Origin of the sequence: Kribbella albertanoniae, from assembly GCF_004348455.1 — a bacterium.
Taxonomy (GTDB): Bacteria; Actinomycetota; Actinomycetes; order Propionibacteriales; family Kribbellaceae; genus Kribbella; species Kribbella albertanoniae.
In genome coordinates this window covers 1-21,834 of record NZ_SMKA01000044.1, presented here as the reverse complement: position 1 = coordinate 21,834, position 21,834 = coordinate 1, and the positions used below count along the sequence as shown (strand labels likewise).

Below are 21,834 nucleotides of genomic sequence, written 5' to 3'. Positions count from 1 at the left end.
CGTCTACGTAGAGCCCGGTGCCCCGCCTGGAGCCACCGCGCGAACGCCGTCGCATACGTATACGTCCTGTCGTTCGGGCGACAAATGCGTGGCCGCATCCGGGAAACCGTTCCTAGACTGCCGGGTATGACAGCGACCCGATCCGTGCTTGCCGCGCAGGCGACGGACTTTCCCCGGTGGTACCAGGATGTGATTGCCAAAGCCGAGCTCGCCGACAACGGGCCGGTGCGGGGCACGATGATCATCCGACCGTACGCCTACGGGATCTGGGAGCTGTGCCAGGCGGCAATGGACCGGCGGATCAAGGAAGCGGGCGCCGAGAACGCCTACTTCCCGCTGCTGATTCCCGAGAGCTACCTGCAGCGGGAGGCCGAGCACGTCGAGGGATTCAGCCCCGAGCTCGCCGTCGTCACGCACGCCGGCGGCAAGCAGCTCGAGGAGCCCGCCGTGATCCGGCCGACCTCGGAGACCATCATCGGTGAGTCGATGGCCAAGTGGATCCAGAGCTACCGCGATCTCCCCCTGCTGCTGAACCAGTGGGCCAACGTGGTCCGCTGGGAGCTTCGTCCCCGGACGTTCCTGCGGACGACCGAATTCCTTTGGCAGGAAGGGCATACAGCTCATGTGTCGGCTGCTGAGGCCCGCGCGTACGCGACCCGGATCGCGGTTGACGTCTATCGCGAGGTGATCGAGAACATGCTCGGGATTCCGGTCGTGGTCGGCTGCAAGACGCGGCGGGAGCGGTTCGCGGGTGCGGTGAACACGATCGCGCTCGAGGCGATGATGGGTGACGGCAAGGCGTTGCAGATGGGCACGTCCCACGAGCTCGGGCAGAACTTCGCCCGCGCCTTCGACATCGGCTACCTGTCCCGCGACGGACAACGCGAGCTGGCTTGGACCACGTCCTGGGGCAGTTCGACCCGGATGCTCGGCGGCCTGATCATGGTGCACGGCGACGACGCCGGACTCCGCATCCCGCCCCTGGCCGCGCCCACCCAGGTCGTCGTACTGGCGATCAAGGACGAGAATGCCGAGGCCGCCGGTCAGATTGCCGACGACCTGCGCGCGGTCGGCGTCCGGGTGCACCTCGACAACCGCACCGACCAGCCCTTCGGCCGGCGGGCGATCAACTGGGAGCTGAAGGGTGTCCCCGTCCGCGTCGAGATCGGGCCGCGCGACCAGCAGTCCGGGGTTGCAACCGTCGTACGACGCCTCCGCGCCTCGGCCAAGTCCGCCGTACCGCTGGCCGAGTTGGTGCCGACGATCGTGGAGGCTCTCCAGGCCGACCAGACCTGGCTCCACGACGAGGCGCTCGCCCGCCAAACCGCCCGCACCACAGCTGTCAGCACCGTCGACGAGGCAATCGAAGCTGCAGCAACCGGCTGGGCCACCCTCCCGTACGACGTCATCGGCGAGGAAGGCGAGGACCGCCTGGCCACCGCCGCCCTCACCGTCCGCTGCCTGCAGCGCCAGGACGGCACACTCCCGGTGGAAGACAACGAGCGCGGCCTAACCGCCTTCGTAGCCCGCTCCTACTAGATCTACGGGGCAAGGTACTTCCGTACGTCGTCGGCCACCTGAGCGCGATGCGCCATCCCGTACTTGCGCAGAATCGCGCTCAGGTGGGTCTTCACCGTGTTGAGGCTGATCCCCAGCTCCGCCGCCAGCTGGTCATTGTCCAACCCGTCCGCCAGCAGCACCGCGATCCCCTGCTGGGCCTTCGTCAACCCCGCGAACCGCCGTTCCGGCCCTTCATCGGTCTCCAGCAGCATCTCGATCAGCTCGGACTGGATGTGCTCGGTCGTCTCGACGATCCGGACCAGATGCCCCTGCACCTCCGTCGGCACGGCATCGGCCGACATCGCTTCCGCGGCGATCTCCCGGATCGACGCGATCCGATGGGTCAGGTACTCCATCACGTGATCCGACGTGAGCAACCCCGGCCCGACATCGCCGGCCGGCAACCGCCGCAACGCGTCCCGATCCTCACCCTCCCGGGTCAGCACCCGCCCGACCACACCGGCAATCCACTCGAACGCCCGTACGGCGTTGTCGTCGTACACCTGCGGCTCGTAGCTCTGCATCGACAGCATGCCGAACAGCTGGTCCGCCCCGTCCTTCACCGACCGGAAGATCGGCACCGTCACCGCATCCGCCGACCGCCGCCCGACCTCCCCGATCGGTACGCCGGCATGCAGCGCAGCCCCGTTGTCGTACGCGAACCGATACGTCTGCCGATTCTTCAGCAACCACGCCGTCTGCCCCTGCGGCCCGAACCGATGCGTATCCGGATCGACGTACCGCCCGTCGTCGTACCCGTACGGATACCGCACCCGCGTCGTCCCGTGCAGGAATCCCACATAGAACGTGTCCACCCGCGCAACCTTCGCCACCACGACCCGCACATAGTCGTACAGCCCGTAGTGGTCGGCGCGGAACAGCGCCTCGATCTTGTGATAGGCCTCGCGCAGGATGATCGCAGTCTCGGCATCAACCCTCAGCGGGGCCGGCCCGTCTTCCGGCACGGCACACCCCTGCTCTATCGATCAACCCCTGACTATGCCGAAGCAACCCCCGAAAGCCAAGGGATCAGCTCACCCGCCGCGCGCTCATCCGCCCCGGGAGCAGCTCCTCGATCAGGGACTCGGTCTCCGCGCTGACCACAGCTCCCTCACGTTGCGCCATCTCGCCCAGCTGCTGAACCACCTGTTCGGCGGCCCGCTGACCGGACGATCGGAACTCCGCGATCAAGAGGTCACGCCACAGGTACTCCGAGCCGACGGCCAGCCGCAGCCCAGCCCGTGCGGCGGTCGAGGCACCAGCCGGGTCGTCGTCTCCGAGCGACAACTCGGCCAGCCGATGCGACGCGTTCACGACGAGATCCGGTACGACGCGCTCCAGGTGCACGCGCGCCAGCCAGGAACATGATCCCGGCGCTCGGTCACCGAGGAACGGTCCGCGCACCAGATGCATGGCCCGCCGGAGCAACTCACGCTCGTCCCTGGTGGTCTGCGCGGTCCGGCTGCGCCGCAGAAGCTCACAGAAGCAGTCCCAGTCCACCGCGACCTCAGGACCCAGGTACAGGCGGCCGGTCGGGTCGATGCGGAGCTGGTGCGAGCCGGTGGAGTCCGTCCCGAGCCACTGCCGCACCCGGGCCACGGTCGCATCCCGCACCTCCGCCGTGACACCTCGTGGCCACACCGACGCCGCCAGCACGCTCGGATGCACACCGCCCGGGTGGAGTGCCAGGAAGGCGACGACCTCGACCGCGAGCGCAGAGCGGGCCGGCTCGATGTCGCCCGGTGTCCGGACGTCCAGACGGCCGAGCACGCCGACCCGCACTTTGGCGGTGGCCCAGCTCGAGTCGTCACCGGACCGGCCGGCGTTCGGGACTCGGAGCTGACCGGTCGGGTCCACGCTGGCCGTGGTCCGGGCCGCGGCCAGCAGATCGGTCACCTGGTGCAGCGACTTCTCGCTCAGCCGGCTGGCCTGCACTGTCAGATCGAGTGCAGGGATCCGCAACATGCCGGACTCGTCGACGAGCAACTGCCAGCGCGCCCCAGGCACCGGCCCCGCGACTAGCAGGCCGAACCCGTTCCGCCCGCGGCCAGCCAGTGCACCCAACCGCGCCACCGTGGTCTCACTCGGGGGAGCACCAAGGACGACGTACCGCGGCATCTCGTCCGCCGCACGACCGAGCTGTCCGGTGAGTACGTCGGACCGCGGGTCGGCGCCCTCGAGCTCGGGCAGCACTGCCTCGATGTCGTGGATCACCCGCAGCCGGTCAGAGAGGATCTCGTCGAGCCCGTCCGGCAGCGAGGACGCGGTCACCTCGAGCAGGTCGGCCCAGGGGTTGGTGGCGAGCTGGACGGCTACCGAACTCGCAACCTCCCGGGCCACCACCGCGTCGCCGTTGATGCTGACGGCCCCACTGGCCGCCTCGAGATCGATCAACGCGTCGCGGCCCTGGTCGTCGCGGCCGAGGCACACCAGAGCCGGGTACGGCGCTGGGCCACCGGCGTCCGGTACGACGTCCGCGCGGGCGATCCGCCACCGCCCGCCGTCATCGAGAACCTGCCACGGCGCCGGTGCGCCGGTCTGGCCGGGAGCCAGCATCAGCTCGATCCACTCGTCACTGACCAGCACGGCGAAGATCGACGGCAGCGGCAGATTCTGCGCCTCGCACAGCTGACCGAGTGAGCGGAGTGCGTGGTCCAGCGCCAGCGAGCGCCTCGGGTCCCCACCGACCCGCAGCGCAACCTCTGCCGTGGTCGCCGCCTGGTCGGGGTCGCTGCCCCGGCGCCGGCGACGCTCGATCAGCAGCACGGCCAGCAGGCCCGCAGTCAGCAGACCGCCACCCAGAAGGTCAGCTGGCAGCCGCCAACGGGTGTCGGTCTGATCCACGCTGGCCTGATCACCCGGCTGCTCAGCCGGTGCGGTGTGCCCGCCGTCCTCGACCGCGGGCCGATGCTGCTCCGGCTTGGTGGTCGGCTTCGGCTCGGGGGTCGTGTGCCGCTCCTCGACCTGCTCGACCGGAATCCGCGAGACCCCGACAGCATCCTCCGGCATGATCAGCTGCCAGCCCGGCATGATCAGCCGGGCCAGGTGCAGCCGCTGACCGTCCAGCTGCGGACGATCCTTGTTGAGCTCGTAGATCTCCTTGTACCGGCGGCCGTCACCGAGATGTTTCTCCGCGATGTCCCACAGGCTGTCGTGGTGATGGGAGCGCGGCGCCTTGACGAGGTAAACCTTCTTACCAGCAAGGGGATTCGCGCTCTCGGCCGCTGCCTCGACCCGCTCGGGGGTCGCCGTCGGCGTCGGCTGGGCTATCGCGACGCTGTGGGTCACCGGCGGCGGCGCCGGAGCGTGCGCCGGCGAACTGGCGGAGGCGGTACCGGTCGCGATTCCCGTGACGATGATCGCGCTGACCAGAATGCGGGCGATGCGCTGACTGCCGCCACCCAGCGGGATCGGCCGCGGGACACCACGACCACGAAGCGCGCTGCGTAGTTCGGCGACGACGCAGATCACGAAATGCAGCCAGGCGAGCCAGACCACGAAGGTGAGCACCGACAGCACCGTGCCGACGCCGACCGGACTGGTCAGCGCCTCACGCGTCGGCCAACTGTGCGGCACCGGCGGAGGCCCGGTGAAGATCGCCAGGGCGACCGGGATCCCCACGACCAGAACCAGCAGAGCCACGGCAGCAAGGACCGCCCGGCCGACGGAACGCTGTGGTGTCGCAGCGTTCTCGTCGACCAGGAAACGGGCCGGGCCCGGTGTTCGGGACATCGTCGTCTTCTTCCTCCTGCTAACCGTCCACGGCGACTGCCGTGGCCTCACCGCGCACAGTGAACGATCCGATTCCTGCCAGATTCAGCAGCACCGTGTCGACAGTGCCCGCGGCAGACACTGTCACGGCGTTGCCGTCAACCTGTACGTCGATGTCGTGGTACCCGCGCTCGGCCATGAACCCGGTGGCCCGGTCGACGGCCGTGCTGACATTGACCTGCAGCTCGTCATCCAGGCGTAGTGCGTTCTCGTCGGTGGCGTCCGCGCCGTACCGGGCTGCCTGCTCGGCGTCGTCGGTGATCCGTTCGCGTCCGTTCATGGCCAGGCCACCATCGATGACCAGGCCCGCCGCGACCATCAGGACGGTGGCGAAGCCCAGCAGGAAGACGGTCGCGGAACCGCGGTCGTCACGGCTGCGCATCGAATTCCTTATGGGTGTCCATGGGCGCCGAGCTACTGACGCTCACTCGTTTCGAGCCGGGCAGACCGAGCAGCCCGAGACCGGCGTACGACACGTCGCAGGTGATCGTGATGGTAATGGTGCCACCGGCAACGAAATCACCGGTGAGCTCGGCCGGAGCGCACCGCTCCGGGTGTTCGACGGCGACTGCGGCGACCCGATCCGCGGCCGCGGTGCCCTTCCCGGCCGACCGCTCCAGCGAAGCCGCCCGGACGGCGTCCCGGCTGGCGGCCTCGATGTCGCCCCGGACCGCGACGTACCGGCCGCAGGCGACCACCAGGAGGACGAACGCCATCATCACCGGCGCGAGGATGACCATCTCGACGGCCATCGACCCGCGCTCTCGCTCACTCGGGTTCACGGAACTCCTCCAACGGGCCCTGCACCGACTGCGACACGGTCGGTGGGTTCAGGAACGGGGTGATTTTCAGGGCATGCCCGGTCACCACCACCCGGACCTCGTGCTCGCCGACCGGCTCGACGGTCACCGTGACGTCCTCGAGGATGCCTTTGCCGATCTTCTCCGTGTACGCCGTTCCTGCTGCCGCGGCCGCGTCCCGGTCCAGCGTGGTCCGCGCCGTACGGGCCGCCTCCCGCGCCGCCGAGGAGGCTGCCTGATTGCCGAGATAGATCAGCGCGAACTGGATGGCCAGGAAGATCATCAGCATCAGCAACGGCGCGTAGATGACGAGCTCGATCGTGCTCACCCCACGCTCGGTCCGCCGCCGATGCCGCATCTTCATGTGTTCTGGTCCCCCGCGATCAGTCGCCGAGCTCGAGGTCGTTGGCCTTACCGGTCAGCCGGTTGTAGAGAATGATGCCGACGGCGATCGCGATCCCGGCAACTGCTGCCGAGATCAGCACCCACTCCACCGCGGACACGCCCTGCTCGGTCCTGCGGGCCCGCTCGAGCCGAGCACCGATCAGGACCCGGACCAGCTCCAGGTGCATCGAGTTCTTCATTGTTCTTCCTTCCTGTGAACGGTTCGATCCGGAGTCCGGGTCAGAACCCCATCACCCGGGAAACCGCCGGGTAAGCCAAAAAGATCAGGAAGCCGATGGCGAGCAGCATCTGCGCCATCAGCATCGACTGCGACTGGGTCTGCGCCCGGCCTTCGGTGTCGGCCAGTTCGCGCCGACGCATCGACGTGGCCCGGGCCGCCAGGGACTCCCGGACCTTGGCGCCGTCCTCGGCGACCAGGGCCAGCGCGGTGGCCAGGTCCCGCAACTCGTCGACGGACAGCTCCTCGCCGAGCTCGCCGAGGGCCGCCCACGGCGTGATGCCCTGCAAGCGAGCGGTCTCGAGAGTGTCCCGGATCCGGACGAACGCCCAGCCGTCGCTGATCCCGGCGGCCGACGACAGCGCCTCCGGAACACCACGGCCACCGGCCAGGTTCATCGCGACCAGATCGAGGAAGGCGCTCAGGACATGCCGGAAATCGCGGCGACGGTCAGCGGCCACGGTCCGCAACTGGGTCGTCGGGACCACCAGCCCGAGCAGGGCTCCGATCAACGACAACCAGATCGGAATGACCACCGGTACGCCACCGGTGACCAGGCTGACCGGCGCGAGCAGCAGGATCGGCGAGAAGAACCCGGCGACCCCGGACATCAGGCTGGTGGCCAAATGCGCCTCCAGCGAGCGGCCGGCGACGCCGAGATCTGCGCGAACCGATGCCGGGACCTGAACCCCGCGGGACTCCAGGAGCCGGCGCAGATTCGTTCCCAGGCGGCGCATCCGCAGCGATTCGGCCTGGTGCCGGCGGTCCGCGGTGAGGCTGAGCTCCCGGGTGAACCGGCGCCGGTCCCGGTCCAGCTGTGCTAGCGCGACCGGGCCGGCCGGCGCGGACCGGTCGATCATCCGCAGCGCGACGAACAGTCCCGCGCCGACGATCGCACCGCACACCATGATCAGCGTCATCGACGGATCCCACCGTCGACGTCGGGCAACCGGTCCCGGGCGTGCAGGAAGCGTTCCGGAGTCTCGAAGGCCGCGAGCCGCCGCAGCCAGATGAAGCCGAGCGCGTAGAGACCCAGGATCACCAGCAGAACGACCTGCCCGATCGGCGTCGAATACGGCTCGACGTAGGGCCGGTTCAGGATCGACAGCCCGAAGACGAAGAGGAGGGCGACCCCGATCACGATCCGCACGCTCCGGCGAGTACCCCGGCGACCTGCGCTGACCCGCTGCCGCATGTCGAGCTCGGCCCGGGCAGAGTCGGCCAGCGAAGTCAGCACCTCGCGCAGGCCAGGACCTCGCAACCGGGAGTTCAGAATCAAGGTGGCGACGATCAGGTCGACACTCGAGTCGTCCATCTCGTCGGCGAACCGCTGCAGTGCCTGTCCCAGCGGAACCCGCACTCTGAGCCGGTCTGCCAGCGCCGACAGCTCCTTCACGATCGCCGGGGACGCGGCGTACGCGGTCGCCGGGATCGCCTGCTCGAGACCAACAGCACCGGCCACGGTGTCTCGCAAGGACTCCGTCCAGTTCGCCACGCCCTCGAGGCGGGCGATCGCCACCCGCTCCTGCTGCGAACCGCCGAACAGCATCGGCCAGGCGAAGACCAGCACCCCGGCAGCGATCGCAGCGACCGGCCACCTGGTCAGGAGCAGGATCAGCAGACCGGCACCGATGGCGATCGGCAGCCGCAGACCAGCTCGGCGAACTGTGCCGAGCAGGGCCGACGGTGCCTTCACCTCGGTCGACTCGGCACGCGGGATCAGCGCCAGGACCAGCATCAATAGCGCACCACCCGCCACGGCACCAGCCACGACGATCAGCAGCAGCGTCACGGACGGCGTACTCACGTCGCCCACCCCGCAGGCGCGCTCGCCCGGTATCCGACAGCCTGAAGCTCCGCCATACAGGCGATCGGAGCCGCCGGTACGGCGATGCCATCGGTGCCTTCGGCAAATACCTCGCTCGACAGCACCCGCCCGTCGACACCGTTGACCTCGCGCACCGAGGTGACGACCCGGCGCAGCGCACCACCCTGCGCGAACTCGTTGCGCCGCTCAACGAACACGACGAAGTCGATCGCACCGGCGATCAGCATCATCGTGGCATCGGCCGGGAGCCGCTCGGCGGACTGGATCGCATAGGTGCAGATCCGGTTGAACACCTCGAGCGAGGAGTTCGAGTGGATCGTCGACAGCGAGCCGTCGTTCCCCTGGCTCATCGCGTTCAGCATCGTGACGATCTCGTCGCCCAGCACCTCACCGACGATCACCCGGCTCGGGTTCATCCGCAGACTCCGCCGTACCAGCTCGCCCATCACGATCGCGCCCTGGCCCTCGGAGTTCGGCAGTCGCTCCTCCATTGCCAGCACGTTGGGGTGCAGGTCCTCGAACTCACCGAGGCCGAGCTCCAGCGCCCGCTCGACGGTGATGAGTCGCTCCTCCGGCGGAATCTCGTTCGCCAGGGCTCGCAGCAGCGTCGTCTTTCCGGCGTTGGTCGCACCGGCGATCATGATGTTCTTCCGAGCCCGGACGGCGGCCGACAGGAACGCGGCCAGCTCCATACTGATCGTGCCGTGCTCGATCAGACTCTCCAGGCTGACGCGGGACAACCGAGCCCGGCGGATCGACAGTGACGGCCGGGCCACCACGCCCATCAGCGCGGACAACCGGCTGCCGTCGGGCAACCGCAGGTCGAGTTGAGGGTTCGCCGCATCGAACGGACGGCTGGCGAGGCCCGAGTACGCGGCGAGCGTCTGGATCAGCTCGACCAGTTCGTCGTCGTTCTCCGCGACCGGGATTCCGCGTTCCTCACGACCGTCGGCGTACCCGATGAAGACCCGGTCGCAGCCGTTGATGTCGACGTTCTCCACCATCGGATCATCGAGCAACGGCTGCAGCCGGCCGACACCGAAGAGAGCGGCATGGATGCCGTCGGCAAGGTCTTGTTCGTCACTCGCGCTCGGCGGCGTCCGGCCGGCCGCGAGCTCCGAGCGAGCGTGGTCCTCCAGCACTCGCGCGACTACGGCCCGGGCGAACTGGCGCTCGTCCTCCGCGGTCATCTGCGGCAGGCCGTTGGCCGTGTCCTCACGCCGCTGCCGGGCGAGGATCTCGGCGACCTGTTCGCGCAGGCTGCGCACCAGCGACTGATCCATCAGACACTCCCCTGGGCAACTGCCGTCTGGGCACCGGCGCGATCGTGGCCCAGCCGGCGAAGCCGCTCGCCGATCTCTGCCGCTGATCGAGTCAGCAGAGACTGCCTGGCCCGGCGGCCGTCGCCGGTGCGGATCGCGGCAGCCGCCTTGTCGTCCTCGGCCAGGATGCCGAGCACGGACGTCCGTAGGCCGGCTTGATCGAGGATCGACTGCACGTCCGTGGCTGTCCGGGCATCGCGGTACGACGTGATCAGAGCGACTCCGACGGGCACTCCGTCGTACCCACCGAGTTTCAGCATCTCGGACAGGCCGCGGATCAGCTCGCGCAGGTGGGACAGGCCCTCGAGCGTCGGCCGGGCCAGCATCAGCACCGCATCCGCGCTCTGCAGCACCGGCATGGTGACCGCACCAGGCGCCAGTCGACCGCAGTCGGCCAGGACATCGCGGCCGGGAACCGAACGGAGCGACTTCGCGAGGTGCTGCCAGGTCGAGCCGAGGCCCTGCACCTGATCAGGTGACGTCACGCCGGTCAGAACCTCGAGACCGCCGGAGATCTGCTGGACGTGATCGGACAACTGCACCTCGGCCGCACCACGCCGTACTGCGGCTCCGAGCGACAGCAGACCGCGATTCGGGTCGAGCGGCACGCCCGAGGTGTCGCGGTACCGCAGCGCGATGTCACCACCGGCCGGATCGAGATCCGCCAGGATCGGCTCCCCCGGCCAGATGCCGGACAGCACGACCGCCGAGGTGGTGACGCCCGGCGAACCCTTCGCGGCGGCGAGGACGTAGAGACCCACTATCGCCCCTTCAGCGACGTCCCGCTCTTGAGGAGCGCGACCGCAATCTTGTTGTTGCCTGAGGCATCGGCCACGGCGGTGACCAAGGTCTCGTCGACCACCACCGTCAGGGTCTGCGTCTCGGACGACGAGGATTTGCTTCCGAGGCCGGAGCCCTTGTCGGCCGGCGCTTTGACGGCGAGGACGACGGCGTTGCCGATCACCGCACCGGGTGTCGAGACCGCGCCGATCCGGACCAACCTGACCTGGTCCCCGGGAGCCAGGCCGCCGGCCGGATACCGGCCCTCGGCCAGGGTGATACCAACGGCGGCCGTGTTGTCCTGCAACGGGGCGCGGTCGCTCAGCGACCTCGAGTCCAGCAGCTGTCCCTTGCTGAACGCGACCTTCATGTACTTGCCGATCGCCACGCCGGCCTGGGACTGCTCGATCAGACCGGGCACGTCCGCGGCGACCCGGGTCACCGTCAGATCACCGCGCTCGATCCTCTCGCCGGCCGCGATGTCCCGGGACACCTGCAGATACGACTGCCGCTCGTCCATCCGGACCGCGAGCAGCCCGGCGATCAGCGCACCGCCGACCACCAGAAGCGCGGCGAGCGCCGCAACCGCGGGCCGCCGCCGCTTGGGCGCGGCCGGAAGCCGGGACGAACCACCCGCTCCACCTGCTGACCGTTGGGCACGCTGACGCTGCCGATCGACCGACTCAGTGCCGGCTGTGCTGGACATCTACCGCTCTCCTCAAAACATCAAGCGGGCTATGTCCACAAGAGATCCTCACCCGCCCCCGCCCGGCGTAGCGCTAACCCTATCCCGACAGTCGGTCGGCAATCGATCACCAACAGTTGCACGTTCCTGCAACTTCCAGCGATCGCTTCGGGACCTTCTGTCACCTAGAATCACCTGTTTGTATCAGACTTTTTCGGGGAGGCAGTACGTGAACAGGTTCGGCGCGACCGTGACAGCAGGAGCCCTCCTCCTGTCCCTCGCAGCCTGCGGCAGCGACACCAAGCCCGCCGCAGCCACCGCGAGCACCCCAGCGGTCCCAACCTCCACACCCACCCCGACTCCGACGAAGGCCGACCCCACCGCAACGGCCAAAACCCAGGTCCTGGCCGCCTATGCGGCGTTCATCGTCGCGCTCGACAAGGGCTACCGCGAAGGCGGTGTCACCTATCCCTACGAGAAGTACATGACCGAAGGCGGCCTCGAGACGGTCAAGAATCAGATGAACCTCTTCAAGGGGATCCACCGGGCCAAGGTCACTGGCAACATGCGCCTGATCGAGTCCCGCATCAGCGACCTGTCGCTGAGCGCCAAGCCCCAGATCAGCACCGTGACCGCCTGCGTCGACGACCAGTACACCGCCGTCAGCCGCAAAACCGGCAAGAACATCGCGGAACCCGGCGGCAAACTCACCCGGATCGACAAACTCAAGCTCATCAAAGGCAAGTGGATGGTTTTCGACACCCGCGCGGAGCCGGCCTCCTACGGATGCACCAAGTGAACCGGCTGACCGCGGCCGCTGCAGCAGCCCTTCTCGTTGCGAGCCTTCAGATCGCCTCCGGCACTGCCGACGCTGGGACCCCCGATTGCGTCCCCTCGATGAATGCCACCGGTACGCGGGCGAATGGCAACCTGCAGTGTCCGCGCGGCACAAAGAAGCCCGGGGGGACCGACAAGACGAAGTGGACCAAGGGTGGGAAACCACCCTTGTGCGTTTGGGTACCCCAGCCCGACTACGTACCCCTGCCCGGCGAACCCGTAGCCGGCCCGGACGGCCAGTGGTACGCCCACTACTGCCGCTTCGGCGAGTTCGACACCCTCGAAAAGTTCGAAGCCGAGATGGCCGGCTGGGACGACTTCGACAACATCAAACGCAACGAGTGGATGCGCCGCGCCGGCATCAGGTTCGAGTTCTTCAAGACCCCACCCGAAACTCGCCCGACCGCCGAACAAGTCATGTACTACATCGCCGGCACCATCCCGTTCCCCGAAACCCACCTCGCGGTGAACCCCAAAGCCGGCCACAACAAGGTCAACTTCCCCACCTGGATCTGGCTCACCAACGCCAACGGCCAGTACGACCCGGCGACGTACAAGCCACAAGCCAAAACCATCAGCCTGTTCGGCTACGCCCTCGAATGGCAGATCGTCCCCGACTTCGCCATCGACCCCGGCAACGGCGCCGACCAGCCCACCTGCGCCGGCATCGGCATCCCCTATTCACCCGACGCCAACGCCGCCGACGCCTGCACCGTCACCTACACCAGCGCCGGCACCTACACCCTCACCGCCGCCATGAACTGGACAGTCAAATGGCAGCTCGGCGGCGTTGAGCAGGACGACATCCAAGGCCCCACCAACACAGCCACTCTTCCCATCACCGTCAAAGAACGCCAGACCGTCGTCCGCTAACCAGCAGACGTCAACCACAGAAGCGAAGCGAGGAACCGATGAACGACATGGTCGGCGGTAGCCTGCCGGAAATGGACGCCCTGAAGGCCAAGCTCGAAGCCTTCAAGAACGAACTCGGCCAGCTCAAGACCGCCTCCACCAAGGTCGTCAGCAGCACCACCTGGAAGGGCAAGTACGCCGACGACTTCCGCGTCGCCTGGCAGCAGTGCCAGAAAAACATCACCAACATCGAAACAGACCTCAACAACGCCTCCACCGCAGTCCAGAAAAACCGCCAAGCCATCGCCCAAGCCACCGGCAGCTGAACCATCGTTCCGAAGCCGGCCAGCCCCACGCTGGCCGGCTTCGCCGTACTCCCCACCAAGAGCCACACCCCCGGGAGAACTAGCATGACCGCCATGACCTGGCGCCGAACCGCGATCATCTGCCTGACCGCCACCCTGGCCCTCACCGCTTGCACCGACCAGGACAAGAAGCAGGACGACGGCCAACAAGTCCAGATCATCGCCGGCGGCGGCACCAATCCCGACGCCACCAAGGCCCTAGACCTGGCGCTCACCGGCAATACGAGCGACCTGGAGATCGGGCGCGACGGAACGGTCAGACTGCTGGTCAACGACGAGGACCGGGTCAGTATCTGGGCATTCGCGCCGGATGGTGCCGCGCATCGGATCCTCGTCGATCCGAAGATCACTGACGCGTCCCAACTCGCCGTCGCCCAGGACGGCACCATGTACGTCTCTCACTCGGGTAAGGGCGTCGGGATGGTCTCGAAGATCAGCCCGACCGGACAAGCCACACGCATCGTCGGGAACGGACACGCGGGCGCGACCGCCGACGGCGGAACAGCGCTTGGACCGGCAGACGACATCGGCGGGATCACAGTCGATGCAGATGGCAACCTTGTTTACGGCGAGGTGCGCGACTTCCGTGCCCAGAACCAAGCAATGGGACTTCTTCGGCGCGTCATGTCAGGGAAGGTCGAGACCATCGCCGGGCAGGCCGTGCCGTATCGGAGCGAGGAGGCGTTCGGCCAGGCGATACCGGGTTCTGTGTCGCCGCCCAACGGCACCAAGTCGCTCGACTGGCCACTCCCCGGCGATTTCCAACTGAACAGCCTGGCCTCCGGCGACGACGGAACGATCTATGCACAGGCCGAAGGCGGCGTCTTGGCGTTCTCGTCCGATGGGACCGTGCGAGGGGTTGCCCGACGCCGCGATCCCGGCGCTGCCAACCCCGGCGAGAAACCTTTCGCCCGCGATGGTGATGCTGCAGACGCTCACCCGCTGTTCACTGCGGGGACCGGGATCAGCTTCGACCGCGGGTACATCGCGATGCCCATCACGGTGAATCCGCCGGAGAACCGTCGCCAGATTCCGGCTGCGTTCCACTGGAAGGGCCAATACACGGCGGATCAGTCTGCGATCGTGGAATCCGCATTGCAGATCAACGACGGGCAGGACACTCAGAAGATGGTCCGTCTCGTCCAACCTGACGGATCCTTGACCACCGCAGGCTGGCCAGTGCAGAATGCCGCGGTCGGTGCTGGAAACATCTACCTGCTCGTGACAGCTCGGAATGGTCGCTCACTGATCGGCCGGCTTTCACTACCCACCTGATATCGAGGCTTGGTAACCGCCCAGCTCCGGGCTGGCCCGACTCCAAATTGCCTGTTGAACCGCCGGATCCTCCAACCAGGCGGCGAAGGCACGGCGACCAGCAGGAGACATCGATGCGACGTCGAGAAACGGTGCGCTTTCGCTTCCGGTCGTGAACTTCGCGCCGTACATCTTCTCGTAGCGTCCTGGATCGCCGGTCCATACGTGTCCAGACGCATCCGTAACAGGTTCAGCTGGAGTCTTCAGCAGATCGCGGGCCTTGACCTGCCAAGCACTGGAGTCGGTCGCCCATTCTGTCTTCAGAGTGTCTTTCTCGACCTCGCGCTCGAACCAGCTGGCCACCAGGCCCTTGATGTCAGTGACAGTGGAGCTCTTGAACAGACCGCTGATGGTTTTACCTGCCGCAGTCGTGACGCCGGACACGCCGCCGCCTGCGAGGGCTCCCGCAGACGCTGTGTCGATGATGTATCCGGTGTATTCCTGCACCTTGGCGTTGTATGCGGCAACCTCATCTTTCTTCTGCTGCCTGAGGACAGCGATTCGCAGCGTGAACCATCCTCTGAACTGACCGTTATGCCAGTTCCACAGGCTGGTCTGCGCGGTTGCCCCTTTCCTCGGAGTCAACGCATCGATCGCCTGGGACTTCTCCTGGTACTTGGCCTGGAAGAAGAGGCTGAGCGCAGCTGCGTACTCGGGGTTCCACATCGCCTGCTGGACAATCGCACTCCAAGCCTCTCTCGGCGCTTCCACACCTTGCCGTCCAGGATCGCCGTCGGCGAAGTACTTCGGCACCATGGGTCCGGAGACGGACTGGTAGAGATCGTCGAAATACTCGGTCACGATCGCGGTGTAGGCCTTCTGTACACCGGCGAACGGCGTCTGTCCTGGACGATCCTTGAGGCTCAGAAGCATGTTGCGAACGAGCTCGTCGGTCGGGTTGGGCCACGTTGCCGAGGTACGAAGTCCCTCGTACTGCTTCCGGGCGTCGACTGTCGCCGCAGTGAGGAACTTGCCGAGCGGGTCACCGAGAGCAGGATCCGAGGTAGAAGTCCAGCCGGCCAGCTCGCCCTGCATCATCCGCTGGAGGATCTCGAGCCTGGAAGCATACAGCTGGGCGGCCGCGATCGGTGACCGAGCGACGATGGTGAGAACCTCGGCCGTCCGCTTGTTATTGCCCGGCATCACCTGCAACGAGTCCAGCGCGCGTTGCCCGGCGCGGACCAGGACGCCGTTGTTCCACGTGCCATGGCGCATGAGATCGACCAGGCCGGGGAATTTGTCGAGCCAGTCGTCGGTGATCACACCACGGTGACTCGCCGTCGCGAACAGATTTGCCAGCGCGACGTACCGTCCGGCAGCAGCTGGATCGTTCCTGTCGTTCCAGGCTTCCGGGTTACCGGTGGAAGCGCCCAGCAGTCGAGCCGCTTCCGGACCGATCGCTTTGACGAAGGCTTCGGCGAAGTCCGGGTCGTGCTGGTTCTGCATCACCTCGTCCCAGACCGCAGCGGGTAGTTCGCCCTCCTTGTATTGCGCGGCCAGTGCCTTGGCTCGGGCGACGGCAGCTTCGGTGGTGGCGAAGTTGCCAGTCGATTCGCTGCGGACCATGGGCTGGGAGACACCGAACTGCAGTGCTTCCTTCTGGAGTTGCTGGGCCAGGAGTTGGCGGCGTTGCAGCATGGGCATTTCGGAGTCGATCCAGCGGCTGACGGCGGCCAGACGTTCGATGCGGCCGGTCTGCAGCTCGATCTTGGCGAACGCGGTGCGAAGCTTCGGTAGGTTGGCGTCGATCAGTGCCTTGACCTTCGCCAGGTCGGTGTTCATCGCCTTGAACGCGACCGGGTCGATCCCGACGAGGTTGCCCTCTCGTGGTTCAGGCAAGACCCAGCCTCCGCTTCCAGTCCGTGGCTTCTTCCTCGGTGCAGGTGGCAGGGGTCTTCGCCAGGCGCTCCGCGACCTCGTTGCCGAGTCTGTTCAGCTCGGTGTTGTACGACGTCCGCTGGTCGCTGAGACGGGTCCCCCATCGATCGGCCGTCGGACCGGCCCAGATGTTGCCCGCGGCAAAATTCTTGTGCGGCCGATCCAGCTTGCCGGTCAACTGCTGCTGCACACCCTGAACAGATTTCTGCAGCTCCAGCAGGTAGGTACGCAGCGGATGCGGCACATTCCCCATCCAGCCATCGTAAGGCGCGAGCGGCGCACCCGTCTTGTCCATCGGGGCACACTGCACGTTCCTGCAAACAGAGGTGGTTGTTCAGGCGCGGTCAAGAGTGATGACGAGGCCCTCGGCTGCGAAGGTGATCGACTTGTCCGAGGCGACGACGGACTGCACGCCGCCGGTGGCAATGATGGTCTGTTCCCTGCCCGTAGCCAGGTCGATCGCCAGCAGCCCACCCTCGTTTCCCTGCACAGCGACGACGAGTTGGTTGCCGATGACGGCGGATCTCTCCAGGTCGATGTCAGACAGAGAGGAGCCGGTGCTGCGGGTCCATCGCGCTTTCCCGGTCGCGATCTCACGCGCGACGAGACGCTGGGCCGGTTCTTTCCAGGTACTTTCCACCGTGAGAACAGCGTCGCCGGCAAGTCTCGTGGCGTCGGCGAGTTTGTCAGTGGCAGTGCCTCGCAGATCGTGGCGCCAGCGTTCCTTCCCGTTCCCGTCGAGACCGATCAGCCAGCTCCGGAAACGGCCGTCGTCCGATGCACCCTTCAGGTCGGTCGTCAATCCACGGGCCACGACCAGCGCGGTGTCGTCGTGGACGCCGACGGCGTTGACCACCCAGCGGGAACGGTCGGGACCGGCGTAGGTCCAGGCCGCGTCGCCGGTCGATGTCGATCGCGCGACGAGACTGCCCGCGGACGAGTCCGACCCAACTTGCAGAGTCCGGGGCCAGCCGGGGCCAGGGTTGACACGGCTGAGCAGGATCTGCTCGCCGAAGATCTCCAGCGCACCCACGGCGTTGACACCGGAGACTGATTCTTCCCAGGCGACCTCGCCCGAGCGGGCGTCGATCCGGGCCAGCAGCACACTCGGGTCACTCGGCCGCTTGTAAGGATTGTCGGGGTCCTCGACCGGCCCGCGGACGACGTACAACTCCTTGTCCGCGGACAAGGAGGAGTAGAACATCGAGCGGTCCTCGGTCAGCGTCCCCTTCCCGATCCAGGTGCACCACTCGAGTTCGCCGTCGGCCGCGGCGAAGGACGCCGCGAGCGGGCGCGATCCCAACTGCGACGTCGTCAACTGGCCAGGGACTTTCCGCCCAGGAACAGCGCCCTCGACGTTGGCTCGTCCCCACCGGGCGCGACCGGTGGTCCGGTCCAAGACGGCCACCGACCTGGACGGGCCTCCTCTACGCCAGACTGAGACGACCGGATCATCGTTGAGGTAGCCAGTCGGCACCGCCGACTGATCGCTGCGGTTGGCGACGAAAACCTGGCTCGCCGGGCGGAATCCACCGCCGGGCTCGCGTGCCGATGCCAGCACGGCCCGAGCGCCTTGAGGATTGCTGAACAGGTCGTTGCTCGCCTCGATCGGGCGCAAGTCGGCCCGGTCGACCGGCTCGGTGTGGATCGTCTGCAGGCTTGCGTCCGGTGTCTGCGCAACCTGCGCCGAGCAGCGGTGCTTCCACGCGTCCCAGCCGCTGACCCCGCCGAACGAGGCAGCTGCCAGCGTGACAGCTGCAGCGGTCACCAGCGCGAATCGGCGCTTGCGGGCGCTCCGGACGACTTCACGTGGCTCGGACGACCAGCCGATGACTGCGACCACGACTGTCGTGATCCACAGGACGACGGCTACCAATGGCCCGAACCGCCAGGAAGCTTCGTGGAGGGGATCGATCGCCATCAGGAGCGCTGCGGTGGTCGCCGTACCGGCGATGCTGCTGATCACCCCCGTCAGACTCACCGGCGACAGCAGACATGCGAACGCAAATACCAGGTATCCGAGAACCAGCGATTGTGCACTGGCACTCAGATACGTCGTTTCGACCTGGTCGCGGACCGAGCTGAGTATCTGGAGTCCGCGAAAGACTTCGCGCGGGTCGGTCGCACGCTCGCCTGAGATCTCCAGCCACGGCAGCACCATCAGCGCGAGAAGCACCGTCGCCGCGAGAACGCGACCGGCAATCTTGGCGCGATGGTACCGACGCTGGATCGACTCCTGGTCGTCAGACTTACTCGTATCGTGGTCTCCCCCGTGGCATCGCGAACCGAGCTACCGAACGCAAAGTAGCAACCCTATCGACGTACAGTGTCAGCGTTACCTGGCCCTGTGTGCTGGGCCGCACGGCTTTGGGGAGCTCAGGATGACGGTGCACGGTACGCGGCGGATTGCTGCGCTGGCAGTAGTTTGGGTGGCTCTGGCCGGGTGCCAAGGCGACGGCCGTGATGGCTACGAATCACCGTCACGCACCGAGGCGTCGCAGTCGATGCCGTCTGAGCCGCAGGCAGCGTTGACTCCGGCAACCGTGCCTACGGTCACCGTTGACCAGTTCGGCAAGCTCAGGCTGACTGTTCATCGGCCAGAGCGGCAGGCGGTCAATGACGAGGAGCTGGCGATCCGGGCCTGGGTCACTTACATCCGTGCGTACTACAAAGGGCTCGCCACGTACGTGGAGGATCCCCAGTTGGCGAAGGTCGCGACGGACGATGCGCTGAGGAGTCTTCGTGGGTACATCGCTGACCACAAGGCCGACAAGGTCCGCGTGGGTGGCGAACTCGAGATTACGATCAGATCTGATGCGAGACGGCCGACAGGTTGTCAGGATCAGTCCGGCCTGCGGATCGTCCGGCCCGACGGGACGCTGCATCCCGATCCGGATGTCGTGGCCCATCCGCGGGTCGACATGCTGCCACTGATCACCAATGAGCGCGGCCAATGGCGGGTCGTAGCAGTTGACGACGGTGCCCAGTCCGCATGCGCCAGCGGGGGATGGCCCGAGCCGTAAAGCATGGGTTGGGCTCAGCGCGGACGGTCGAAAGTCAGCAGGAGGCCGGAGGCATCGATCGTGACCGACTGGTCGTCAATGGCGATACCGCCATACCGGGTGTTCTCGCCCAGAGGATGATCGATGGCGCCGGTCCGTAGGTCGATCGAGATCAGCTTCTCGCCTTGGGAGCCGGTCAGAAGCCGGTCGCCGATCAGCCTGTAGCCCCAGAAGTCGGGGGCCAAGGTGTAATCCGCGACCGGGGTCCGCCAACGTATCGCTCCGGTTCTGCTGTCTCGGGCGACCAGGACCTGGTTCTCGAACGGTTGGTGGAAGTCACCCTCGACGCTGAGGGCGACGCCCGCTTCGATCGCCGTACCGAATCCTCGGCACGAGTACAGCCTGTTGCCGAGATCCTGGCGCCACCGCTCCTTGCCATCGGCCCCTAACCCGATGAGTTGGCTCGTGGTCTGGAGAGCATCCTCGGGGTGCAGGCGCTCATCTCGGACGTTGCCCTGCCACACCTTCTGATCGCGCTGGGACAGGACAACCGCCGTTTCCCCGTCGATGCCGACGATGGAGTTCATCCAGCCGCTTTTGTCCGGGCCGCCGTAGGTCCAGCGCATACCGCCGTCGGCGGCCGATCGGGCCTGGACCACGTTGCCTGCCGGTTGCGGACTATCGCCGAACTGCCGGTAGCGGTCGTTGCTGCTGAGCGACGGTCCGGTCCTGGCAACCAGGACCAGATCCTGGAACGGCTCGACCGTCGCGACACGGTGGAAGCCGGCGGCCGGCACTCGCCACAACAGCTTTCCGTCGGCCAGGTTGCGTCGGCTGATCATGACGGTCGAATCCTCGGAGCGTGCCAACGTGGGCTCGGCGAGGAAGAGGCTGCCGGATCTTGGGACGGAAGCGATCGCCGGACCGAATCTGTTGAGGTCTCCCAGGTCGCCAAGCTCTTGGCACCAGGTCGTCTTTCCGCTGTCGCGGTTGATCGAGACCAGGCGTGCGCGGCCGGCCGGTGTGTCCGCCAGGATCATCTGGTCGCCCCCGGCAGGGAAATCTACGGAGCTGCTGCGGTCCGGGATGGCCCACGCCTTGGCGTCGGCGGATCGGTTGACCCGCACAGCTACGCCGTCGGGATGGACGTCCGGGTACATCGTGAGCAGGACGTTTCCACGCCATGTATCCCGCACCCCGGCCATATCCCGGCCCCCGAACGACCCGGCGGCACCGTCCAGTTCGTCGCCTTCGATGCGCAGGGCACCTCGAAATGTGCCCAGCGCCGAGGGGTTCTTCGCAGCCGCCGCCAGGCTCTCGGTCCACCACTGCTTGCTCCAAGCCGGTGTCCCGAGCTTGAACTGGTCGGGAGCCTGGAACTGCACCGATGGCAGGGTGTCCGTCGGGATTCGGTCACTGACTGCCGCACAGCGTGCGGCCCAGCGGTCCGGAACAACCCGGACGGCGATGCCGCCGGCCACTATCAGGACTAACGGGAGGCCGATCAGCAGGGCCTTACGTCGTTTGCCAGCGCTCACGGGAGGGCCACTTGGATTCGGGTGTATTGGCCGTTGGTTATGTGGAGGGCTCGGCCGGGTGGGTTGCCGGCGGGGAGGCCTTGGGGGAGGTTGAGGGCGAAGAGTTCGGCGTCGTCGTATTTTTCGGGGCTGAGGACTATGCCGGAGCGGGATTTCTTCATGGCTACTACGGGGCCTCGGTACATGGAGGAGAGGTCGCCGGAGGTGCCGGCGGCTATGACCAGGTTGCCGGTGTCGCGGAGTAGGGCTACTCGGGCTTCCAGGAGTTCGGCTAGGGGGGTGTCTTGGCCTAGGAGTTCCAGGTCGTCGATGACTATGGCGTGGGGGGTTTTGAGAGTGTCGAGGACGGCGGCCACTTCGTTGCTGTCGGCATCGGCTCCGAAGACGCCGGCTACGCCTTCGGTGCCTAGGTAGTCGCGGAGAGGGCTGCGGCGGGGGGTGATGACGGCTAGTTGCCAGCCTCGGGTGAGGAGGGAGGCGGACATGGTGAGGAGGGTTGTGCTGCGGCCGGAGCGGGGTGGGCCGATGACGACGATGCCGGGGCCGTGTTCGTAGGCGTCGAAGGTGCGGAGGGCGAGGGTGTCGCCGCCGACGCCGACCGGTACTTCGGCGCCGCCTAGTGGACGGGCTTCGAGAGCGAGGGCGTCGGTGAGGGTGATCGAGGCGGGGATGGCGTTGAC

21 protein-coding genes and 1 pseudogene are annotated in these 21,834 nt (G+C 66.9%); 6 read left to right on the top strand and 16 right to left on the bottom strand.

The genetic code is table 11. The features are described from left to right. Positions 1-126 precede the first annotated feature (126 nt). On the top strand, positions 127-1,539 hold the full coding sequence (proS, locus tag E1261_RS13135) for a proline--tRNA ligase (protein ID WP_132406284.1): 1,413 nt from the start codon (positions 127-129) through the stop codon (positions 1,537-1,539). Between the two features lie 2 nt (positions 1,540-1,541). On the opposite strand, the gene E1261_RS13130 is transcribed toward proS, so the two are convergent. From E1261_RS13130 to E1261_RS13080, 11 genes are all read right to left on the bottom strand, one after another. After that, the gene (locus E1261_RS13130) at positions 1,542-2,525 is read right to left on the bottom strand and encodes a response regulator transcription factor (protein ID WP_132406282.1); all 984 of its coding nucleotides are present in this window, start codon (positions 2,523-2,525) and stop codon (positions 1,542-1,544) included. 64 nt (positions 2,526-2,589) lie between these two features. Next, positions 2,590-5,292 (bottom strand): BTAD domain-containing putative transcriptional regulator, encoded by a 2,703-nt coding sequence (locus E1261_RS13125; RefSeq protein ID WP_132406280.1) that lies wholly within the window; start codon positions 5,290-5,292, stop codon positions 2,590-2,592. 19 nt (positions 5,293-5,311) lie between these two features. Further along, the gene (locus E1261_RS13120; protein WP_132406279.1) at positions 5,312-5,713 is read right to left on the bottom strand and encodes a TadE/TadG family type IV pilus assembly protein; all 402 of its coding nucleotides are present in this window, start codon (positions 5,711-5,713) and stop codon (positions 5,312-5,314) included. Then, entirely contained in the window at positions 5,700-6,113 is a 414-nt protein-coding gene (locus tag E1261_RS13115; protein ID WP_132406277.1) for a TadE/TadG family type IV pilus assembly protein, read from the bottom strand. The genes E1261_RS13120 and E1261_RS13115 overlap by 14 nt, the downstream gene beginning before the upstream one ends. Continuing rightward, a complete protein-coding gene (locus tag E1261_RS13110) occupies positions 6,100-6,495 on the bottom strand; it encodes a TadE/TadG family type IV pilus assembly protein (RefSeq protein WP_238176185.1) in 396 nt (131 codons plus the stop codon). Before E1261_RS13110 ends, E1261_RS13115 begins: the two co-directional genes overlap by 14 nt. Before the next feature lie 19 nt (positions 6,496-6,514). Next, entirely contained in the window at positions 6,515-6,715 is a 201-nt protein-coding gene (locus E1261_RS13105) for a hypothetical protein (RefSeq protein ID WP_132406275.1), read from the bottom strand. A gap of 40 nt (positions 6,716-6,755) precedes the next feature. Beyond that, on the bottom strand, positions 6,756-7,673 hold the full coding sequence (locus tag E1261_RS13100) for a type II secretion system F family protein (protein WP_132406273.1): 918 nt from the start codon (positions 7,671-7,673) through the stop codon (positions 6,756-6,758). After that, on the bottom strand, positions 7,670-8,560 hold the full coding sequence (locus E1261_RS13095; RefSeq protein ID WP_132406271.1) for a type II secretion system F family protein: 891 nt from the start codon (positions 8,558-8,560) through the stop codon (positions 7,670-7,672). The genes E1261_RS13100 and E1261_RS13095 overlap by 4 nt, the downstream gene beginning before the upstream one ends. After that, positions 8,557-9,864, bottom strand: coding sequence for a TadA family conjugal transfer-associated ATPase (locus tag E1261_RS13090; RefSeq protein WP_132406269.1), 1,308 nt, complete (start codon positions 9,862-9,864; stop codon positions 8,557-8,559). Before E1261_RS13090 ends, E1261_RS13095 begins: the two co-directional genes overlap by 4 nt. Beyond that, positions 9,864-10,664 carry a MinD/ParA family ATP-binding protein gene (locus E1261_RS13085; RefSeq protein WP_132406267.1) on the bottom strand — a complete coding sequence of 267 codons (801 nt, stop codon included), beginning with the start codon at positions 10,662-10,664 and terminating at the stop codon, positions 9,864-9,866. The genes E1261_RS13090 and E1261_RS13085 overlap by 1 nt, the downstream gene beginning before the upstream one ends. Beyond that, the gene (locus E1261_RS13080; RefSeq protein ID WP_132406265.1) at positions 10,664-11,389 is read right to left on the bottom strand and encodes an SAF domain-containing protein; all 726 of its coding nucleotides are present in this window, start codon (positions 11,387-11,389) and stop codon (positions 10,664-10,666) included. The genes E1261_RS13085 and E1261_RS13080 overlap by 1 nt, the downstream gene beginning before the upstream one ends. 208 nt (positions 11,390-11,597) lie before the next feature. On the opposite strand from E1261_RS13080, the gene E1261_RS13075 reads away from it, so the two are divergent. The 4 genes from E1261_RS13075 to E1261_RS13060 all read left to right on the top strand — a co-directional run bounded on the left by E1261_RS13075 (position 11,598) and on the right by E1261_RS13060 (position 14,697). Beyond that, positions 11,598-12,167, top strand: coding sequence for a hypothetical protein (locus E1261_RS13075; protein ID WP_132406263.1), 570 nt, complete (start codon positions 11,598-11,600; stop codon positions 12,165-12,167). After that, positions 12,164-13,078, top strand: coding sequence for a hypothetical protein (locus E1261_RS13070; RefSeq protein ID WP_132406261.1), 915 nt, complete (start codon positions 12,164-12,166; stop codon positions 13,076-13,078). The genes E1261_RS13075 and E1261_RS13070 overlap by 4 nt, the downstream gene beginning before the upstream one ends. 38 nt (positions 13,079-13,116) lie before the next feature. Then, positions 13,117-13,383 (top strand): hypothetical protein, encoded by a 267-nt coding sequence (locus E1261_RS13065; protein WP_132406259.1) that lies wholly within the window; start codon positions 13,117-13,119, stop codon positions 13,381-13,383. Between the two features lie 93 nt (positions 13,384-13,476). Further along, positions 13,477-14,697: an NHL repeat-containing protein gene (locus tag E1261_RS13060; protein WP_132406257.1), complete on the top strand. Its 1,221-nt coding sequence runs from the start codon at positions 13,477-13,479 to the stop codon at positions 14,695-14,697. Here the strand turns inward: E1261_RS13060 and E1261_RS13055 are convergent. The 3 genes from E1261_RS13055 to E1261_RS13045 all read right to left on the bottom strand — a co-directional run bounded on the left by E1261_RS13055 (position 14,686) and on the right by E1261_RS13045 (position 18,790). Next, the gene (locus E1261_RS13055; RefSeq protein ID WP_132406255.1) at positions 14,686-16,575 is read right to left on the bottom strand and encodes a hypothetical protein; all 1,890 of its coding nucleotides are present in this window, start codon (positions 16,573-16,575) and stop codon (positions 14,686-14,688) included. The genes E1261_RS13060 and E1261_RS13055 overlap by 12 nt on opposite strands. Next, positions 16,568-16,867 carry a hypothetical protein gene (locus E1261_RS13050; RefSeq protein ID WP_132406253.1) on the bottom strand — a complete coding sequence of 100 codons (300 nt, stop codon included), beginning with the start codon at positions 16,865-16,867 and terminating at the stop codon, positions 16,568-16,570. Before E1261_RS13050 ends, E1261_RS13055 begins: the two co-directional genes overlap by 8 nt. Before the next feature lie 81 nt (positions 16,868-16,948). After that, positions 16,949-18,790 carry a PQQ-binding-like beta-propeller repeat protein gene (locus tag E1261_RS13045; protein WP_238176184.1) on the bottom strand — a complete coding sequence of 614 codons (1,842 nt, stop codon included), beginning with the start codon at positions 18,788-18,790 and terminating at the stop codon, positions 16,949-16,951. A gap of 205 nt (positions 18,791-18,995) precedes the next feature. Between E1261_RS13045 and E1261_RS13040 the strand changes: the two genes are divergently transcribed. Further along, on the top strand, positions 18,996-19,637 hold the full coding sequence (locus E1261_RS13040) for a hypothetical protein (RefSeq protein ID WP_132406249.1): 642 nt from the start codon (positions 18,996-18,998) through the stop codon (positions 19,635-19,637). Positions 19,638-19,651: 14 nt separating this feature from the next. Here the strand turns inward: E1261_RS13040 and E1261_RS13035 are convergent, their stop codons facing one another. After that, on the bottom strand, positions 19,652-21,154 hold the full coding sequence (locus E1261_RS13035; RefSeq protein WP_132406247.1) for an outer membrane protein assembly factor BamB family protein: 1,503 nt from the start codon (positions 21,152-21,154) through the stop codon (positions 19,652-19,654). Further along, positions 21,151-21,834, bottom strand: a pseudogene (locus E1261_RS45255) (hypothetical protein); the annotation flags it as partial. The pseudogene E1261_RS45255 and the gene E1261_RS13035, both read right to left, overlap by 4 nt.